The sequence below is a fragment of the Vogesella mureinivorans genome (assembly GCF_007644035.1).
In the GTDB taxonomy this organism is placed as follows: Bacteria; Pseudomonadota; Gammaproteobacteria; order Burkholderiales; family Chromobacteriaceae; genus Vogesella; species Vogesella mureinivorans.
In genome coordinates, this window is record NZ_VMTV02000790.1 from 1 (window position 1) to 7,631 (window position 7,631).

At 55.0% G+C, this 7,631-nt stretch carries 2 protein-coding genes; both read right to left on the bottom strand.

The genetic code is table 11. From position 1 onward, the window contains the following. On the bottom strand, positions 1 to 2,301 hold a 2,301-nt coding region (locus FLQ44_RS18240; protein ID WP_170253031.1), incomplete at its 3' end, for a retention module-containing protein. A 301-nt stretch (positions 2,302 to 2,602) separates the two neighbouring features. Continuing rightward, positions 2,603 to 7,606, bottom strand: a complete 5,004-nt coding sequence (locus FLQ44_RS18245; RefSeq protein ID WP_206208978.1) for an Ig-like domain-containing protein — start codon at positions 7,604 to 7,606, stop codon at positions 2,603 to 2,605. Positions 7,607 to 7,631: the final 25 nt, after the last annotated feature.

Consider the following 7,631-nt stretch of genomic DNA (forward strand, 5'->3'; position numbering starts at 1 on the left):
GGTGGTGTCGTTGCTGGTCGGTACGGTCACGGTGAAGCTGGTGACGCCGGCTGGTACGGTGATCTTGCCGGTGGCTGCATCGTAGCTCACGCCGTTGCTGAAGGTAGCGGTGCCGTAGTCGTCAGCGGTAGCGGTGCCGTCTTGCAGCGCGAAGTCGAAAGTAGTGGCGCTGGACGAAGCGTTGCTCAGCTTGACGGTGAAGGCCAAGTCGCTGCCTTCGGTGGCGGATACGTCGCCGGTGCCCACGCTGTTACCGATCGATTCGATAGTCGGCGTGCCGTCGTTGTCAATGATGGTACCGGTAGCGTCTTTACCGCCGATGCTCAGCTTGACGGTTTCGTCGGCTTCGTCGGTGGTGTCGTTGCTGGTCGGCACAGTCACGGTGAAGCTGGTCACGCCGGCTGGCACGGTGATCTTGCCGGTGGCCGCATCGTAGCTCACGCCATTGCTGAAGGTGGCGCTGCCGTAGTCGTCAGCGGTAGCGGTGCCGTCTTTCAGCGCGAAGTCGAAGCTGGTGGCGGTGCTGCTGGCGTTAGACAGCTTGACGGTGAACGCCAGGTCGCTGCCTTCGGTGGCGGACACGTCGTTCGGGTTGGCCGCAGACGGGTCCGGTTTGCCGATGTGCTCGATGGTCGGCGTGCCGTCGTTATCAAGGATGGTACCGGTGGCGTCTTTGCCGCCGATGCTCAGCTTGACGGTTTCGTCGGCTTCGTCGGTGGTGTCGTTGCTGGTCGGTACGGTCACGGTGAAGCTGGTGACGCCGGCTGGTACGGTGATCTTGCCGGTGGCGGCGTCGTAGCTCACGCCATTGCTGAAGGTGGCGGTGCCGTAGTCATCAGCGGTAGCGGTGCCGTCTTGCAGCGCGAAGTCGAAAGTGGTGGCAATGGTGCTGCTGGTGCTAAGACGTACTTCGAATGTAAGGTCGTTGCCTTCGGTTGTACTGCTCTCGCCAGGAGTGGTGCTGGCACCCACGTAGTCAATGACTGCGGTGTTGATTTGCGCGCTGTCCTTGCCTTCCGGAGAAACATTGCCAGCCGGGTCGGTCAGGGTGGCGGTAACAGTAAGCTGGCTACCTTCTACAGGTGGGTCCAGCGTGATGGCAACGGTGCCAGTGCTGATATCGCTGGCAGTCAGAGTGATGGTCTGTGTGGTGGTGCCGCTGTTGATAGTGAGCACGTCACCCGCGTTGGTACCGGCAGGCAGCGTGATGCTGACATCAACCTTGCCCACGAGCTCGCCATTGGCAATAACGCCGTCGTTATTGCTGTCTTCGGTAATCACCACTACCGGCGCCAATGGTGCGGTGGTGTCGATTTGTGCTGTGCCGGTGTTGCTTGCCGTATTACCCAGCGGGTCGGTAGCGGTAACGGTCAGGTTGCTGCCACCTTCAGGCAGCGGGCGGCTGGACTCTACCGACCAGCGGCCATCGGTACCTACGGTAGCGGTACCAATAACGTTACCGTCTTTATCGCTTACCACGATAGTGGCACCTGCTTCGCCGGTACCGCTAAGCAATGGCGTGGTATCACGCGTTGGGCCTACGTTTTCGATAGTGACGGTGGTGGTGGTATCAATCACTGCGGTCGCGGCGCTGCTAGCGGTGTTGCCGCTGGTATCGGTTGCTACTGCAGTCAAGCCAGTGCTGCCATCCGGCAATGCCACAGTAGACTCCACAGACCAGGTGCCATTGCTGGCCACCACGGTAGTAGCAATTACCTGCCCTGCCGCATTGCTGATGACTACCGTTGCACCGGCTTCGCCGGTACCCGTGAGCAGGGGGGTATTGTCGCGGCTAGGGCCGACGTTGTTGATGGTAACGGTCGTGCTGTCGTCTACCAGAACTGTGGTGGTATCTGCAGTCTGGGTAGTCTGTGTGCTGGCTACATCAATCTGGTTATCCAGTGTCAGTGGCTGGATGCTCTCGGCCACACGGCCAATCACCACAAACGAGTTACCGCCATCTTCACCACCACCTGCTGCCAGGCCGGCTGCGGTGTCTTCCAAGCCCTGCAGTGGGTCTTGCCCGCTTTCAAGTGCGGCCAACACCTGTTGTGCGTCGGCGTTCAATGGGGCGATAGCCGCATCCGTGGCGTCGGCTGCTTGCAGGCCAAACACATCATCGGTAATGGTGAGATCACGCGCTTCGGCGATCTTGACGATATGACCATTACTGCTCTGAAGCTCGATCTCGCCGTCGGCCGGGACAACCAGGCGCTCCCCCGTGGCTACAATGTCGCCCAGCTTCAAAACACGCTGGGAACCGTCTGCTGCAATGGCGATGACTTTGCCAGTGAGAGACACAACTTTACCTTGAGCAACATTGACAGCGGCAGCCATGGTCGAACTCCAGAGACTATTTGCGATGGGAAAATTATAGAGAGTCTTATAGAAGGCAATCTATTGTACTGATGGGCAAACCTAGCCCATCTGCATCTCGCCATGGCAAACCGCAAAATCAATGTAAGATATTGATAAAAAATACGAAAAACTCACCCCGCAGCCCTACACCGCTCCCTGCATCGATAGTGCATCGCAGCAAAATCAACTGCGCATAAAAGAAAAGGCCCGCCGAAGCGGGCCTTGCTACCAAACGCTGTATGACTTAATCGACGATCAGCTTGTTCTTGGTCAGCAGGTCCTGAATCACCTGCTGGTCCGAAGTCAGGCCGCCAACAATGTCGATACCCGACAGCTTGAGGTTGAAGTCCGTCACACCGTTGCCCTGGCTAGACACGGCAATATTGGTGCCGCTGCTGTCATGGCTAAAGTGCAGGTACTGTTCCAATGAGCCGCTGTTCTCACCTTGCAGCAAATCGCGGAAGTCCAAGACATCGCCACCCTGCTGGCGTGGCGCGGTGTCAAAGTTCATCACCGTCTTGCTAGTACCCACATCGGCCAGCGTGTAGCGGAAGATATCGGTCTCTGGCGCCAGGGTAAAGTTCATCGAAGCCGGTGTACTGGCCCCGGTAGAAGACACCACGTCATAACTTAGTTTCAGCGCACCGTTATAGTTGGCCTCTGGCGTAATCAGATAGCTGCCATCGGCTTGCTGGCTGACCGTGCCATGGTCTGCTGTAACGTTGGCCGCATTCAGAGTGCCGCCAGTCGGGCTGGTCCAGCCTTGCAGCAGATAACCTTTGCTGATGACGTACGGCACATCTTCCTGGCCGACACCCAGCTCCACATAGTCCTGCGCCTGGGAGTTATTTTCAGCACCGCTGATACCAACCTTGGTATCTTTCAGCAGTGTTACCGACCCTGCCGTGCTCGTTCCGGCGGCCTTCAGTGCGCTCCAGGTATTAAAGTCAAACAACCTTGGCTCGGACCCCGTGGCACTGTTATGGGCAGTAAAGATGGCCTTGCCCCCCCCCAGGTGAACGATGTCTGATATCAATGAACTACTTTGAGTCGTAGCATCATTCAAAGTATTGATATCGGCCACCAACGAGGTAGTGGTGCCATCCGTTATCCATAGCTCCCTGCCCTGTGCCGTCGTTGCCCCGGCAAATATCGCGTAGCCATTCTCCAGCGAGGTAAACATATACGGGCTGGTGGGGTAATAACCTACCGAGAGCGTAGCGCCGACTTGCGGCCCCGTCCCCAAGTCTCTCAACAGTTTGGTGCCTGTCCCTGTACCATCCGTGGTCCACACAGAGAAACCATTAGTTACCGGGTTAATGGCACTAAACAGATACTTGCCATTGCCAATGGCGGTCAGGTCGTTCATATAGTTTTGGCTTTGAGAGCTACCCGTACCCGGCACAATGTCTTTCACCAAAGTAGTACCCGCATCGGTACCATCCGTTACCCACAGCTCGCGGCCATTCAGCGCGGTGTTAGCCATAAACATGGCTTTACCGTTACCCATGGCAGTAAAGCTATACGGGGTGCTATCACTACTCGTGTTGATATCTTTCACCATCCGGGTGCCCGCAGTGGTGCCATCGGTAATCCACAGCTCGTTACCGTTTGTGCCATTGTTTGCGTAAAACAGCGTTTTACCATTACCCAGATTGGTGAAACCACCTGCATTAGATGACTCGGTACCAGGATTAATATCGGCAAGTAAACGGGTACCCGCTGACGTGCCATCGGTTATCCACAATTCGACACCTTTGGCATCGGTGTTAGCCTGGAAAATTACCTTGCCGCCACCAATGCTTGTAAAGTCAGCACCAATTCCCGGTGGTGTGTAATCTCTTATCTCACTGCTTACAGAGTTACCATTAAACGACGGCGTACTACTACCCGTGTCAAGATCTTTCAGTTGCACGGTACCGGACACCGTACCATCAGTTATCCACAGCTCGCCGCCATTCACCGCAAACACTACCTTGCCATTACCCACACGGGCCATACCATTAAGTGAAGGTTCGGACCCCTCCGCCCCTGGAATAATGTTTTTCAATCGTATGGTTCCGGCTTCGGACCCGTCAGTCACCCATAGCTCACGGCCGGTGGTGCCATCATCGGCCTGGAACAGCGCTTTGCCATTCCCTATATTAAAGAAATTGGCCCCCGCTGAAGTCCCCACATTCATAGCCAAATTGCCTTCAGAGCCAATATATTTCAACACCTTGGTACCAGCACTGGTCAAATCCGTTACCCATGGCTGTATACCATTTGAACCATCCTTAGCCTGGAACAAGACAGGGCCGTTATTCGGATCGTAGGCTTTACCAGTCAGCTCTGGTGCAGACGCATTCATCTTGGCGCTATCCGAAGATAGTGGCGAAACATTACCCGCCACATCTGTCAGCGTGGCGCTTACCGTTGCAGTAGCCTGCTCGGCGGGTTTGGCCACTGTTGTGGTTACCGCACCAGCCGTAATGTTGGCCGCAGTCAGCACCACGGCCTGCGTACTGGCACCCAGGTTAATCTGCAGCGTATCACCCGCTTTTGCCTCTGTTGGCAAGGCAATACGCACTGCCAGCGTGGTAGCCGCACCAATCTCCGAGGCACTGATCAAACCATCGTTATTGGTATCGGTAGTGATGGTCACCACAGGCGCTGGTGAGGCCATATTGTCTATCGTCAGAGCCACTGTCGCTGTACTGCTGTTGCCTACTGCATCGGTGGCCTGCACCTGTGCCGTGCCTGTACTGCCATTCGCCAGTGCCTGCGTGGGCGTAACACTCCAGGTACCATCCGGCTGCACCGTGGTAATCAGCACTTCGCCAGTACCCGGCATGGTGACCATGATGCTGGCGCCTGGCTCTCCGGTACCGCTAATGGTCGGGGTGGTGTCGTTGGTAATGCCATCGCCTACCGTACCACTATCGCTAGTAGCATCGAGCTTGGCAGTAAGCGCAGGCGGTGTGGTATCCACGCTATAGGCTTCGGTCGTGGTGGCAGTACCCGCAGCCGATACTACTTTGGCATCGATGACCTTGTCGGCATCGACTACCAGGTCGCTACCCGGCACATTGATGCTGAATGTCTTGTCAGCCTGTACTGTGCCGATAAAGGTTTTGTTGTTAATGGTAAGGGTGACGGTAGCGCCTGCATTAACGTCTGCCCCGACCTTGCCTGTTACCGGAATAGTCTGGGCTTGCTCTGCCTGACTGATGGTGTCGTCACTGGTTACCGGGTTAAGCATCAGCGAGATATCTTTAGCCTTCAAAGCCGCGACATTGGTACTGTACGGTGTATTCCCGCCACGCAAGCTCACATCCAGGCTACCGGTAGCAGTGGTATCAAATGCTGCCGTGCTTGTGTTATCCACCGCCACTGCCTCTAGCGTAGTGTACGTACCAGGCATGCCATTCCAGCGAATCAGGTTACTTGGCTGTAGTAATAGCGCCTTATTGGTACTGGCGGCATCCATATTTACCCAAGTAACACCACCATCAGTACTGTATTGCCAGTGGTTGCTAGACGAAGACGCCTTGGCATTGATAAACGCGTAGCCTTTTATGCTGCTGTTCAAGTCAGCGTCGGTTACCGGGTTGCTGGCCATCAAGCTAGCTACCGTCATCCCCGGATTAGGCTGATTTACCTGAGAGGCTGCTGCAAACAGGTTGGCGCCAAAAATATCATTGTTTGTACTCACAACGTTACCAGTGGATATATTGGCTCTAAACACCCCTTCATCGGACAATAACAATACATAACCGCTACCGAAACTACGAATCAACCCTGTAGCGTTACCAAATTCATCCCTAGATATAACAACATCACTTGCAGTTATCTGGCTAGCCGGGAAGTAGCTTGAATAGTCGAAGCTTTGGAAAACTTTACCTTCGATATTGCCAAATGGCCCATTAAGAATAGCTTTGGCAAAATCCTTTGCACTATCCGACGCAGATGTCGCATTGATAGCAGCTATTGTAGTGACCGTCCAATCATGCTGCCCAAGTGCAACCTGATATGGTGCCGAGGTAGAAACTGGCATGCCAAAACCTGCCGCCACTGGATCGTAACTGAAATTATCATTTGTAGAAATCAGTACATTTCCAGACGTCACCCAAGCCTTAAGGGCATTAATTTCCGACGCAGAATAAGCGGCATCTTCAACAAAGCCATCAAATGCCAGCCTAGTCTGCGACAGGACTGCACTATTAATAGCGCTACTATTAGCAATCGATTCTGCCGTCGCCTTAAAAATACCTGACGACCCAAAGTTTGTCCCTGTGTACAATTTCCTTACAAAAAACACATCCAAATTACTAGTCTCGGCAGCTGGCAACGAAGAGTAATTGCTAGACTTCAAGTTCATTACTTTGAAATTATTGAAGTTATAACCCAGCATACTCGCATCAGCGGGCACGATATCCGTGCTGGTGAACAGCGGTGCATCATTACTACCCGTCACGGTCACATCCAGCTTGCTGCTAGAAGTAACACCGGCACCATCCCTCATCTCGTAGTTGAATGTCTCGACTGCGCTACTCCCCGCAGCCAGTGTATTAACCACTGCTTTGCTGTTATCCAGCGCGTAGCTGTAGCTGCCATCGGCTTTAATGGTGAGCGTGCCGTAGGTACCTGCTACCACGGTATCGCCACTGGCATTCACGGTGCTGCCATTAACAGACACCATGGCTTTGCTGTCGCCCGCATCTGCGTCGGTATCGTTTGCCAGCAGGTTGCCTGTGGCACTGGCGGTACCGGCAAAGTAGGCGCTATCACCCACATTGCCACCAGACTCTACGACACCTGCCGTATCCGCTACGGCAGCGGGAGCGGTATTCAGGTTGACGGTGTAGCTGTCGGTAGCGGTGGCGCTGCCAGGGTTACCTGCTGCGTCGGTAGTGGTGACTTTGGCGTCGATAACTTTGTCTGCATCGGCCACGAGATCGGCACCCGGAACATCGATACTAAAGCTCTTGTCAGCAAGAACGATGCCGGTAAAGGTCTTGTTATTGACGGTAAGCGTTACGGTATCGCCCACCTTGGCATCGCCACCCACTGTGCCGGTTATCGGGATCTGCTGACTCGATTCGGCTTTATTGATGATGTCGTCTGCCGTCACGTTCGGATTGAGCGTGATGGTGGGCACAGGTGCGGTCAGGTCAACAATGGCGCTGTCGCTGCCTGGCGCGCTGCTGTTGCCGGCGGCGTCGACGATGACGGCGCTGACGCTCAGCGTGCTGCCATCGGCTGGCAACGGGGTGCTGGCGGTGACGAAGCCG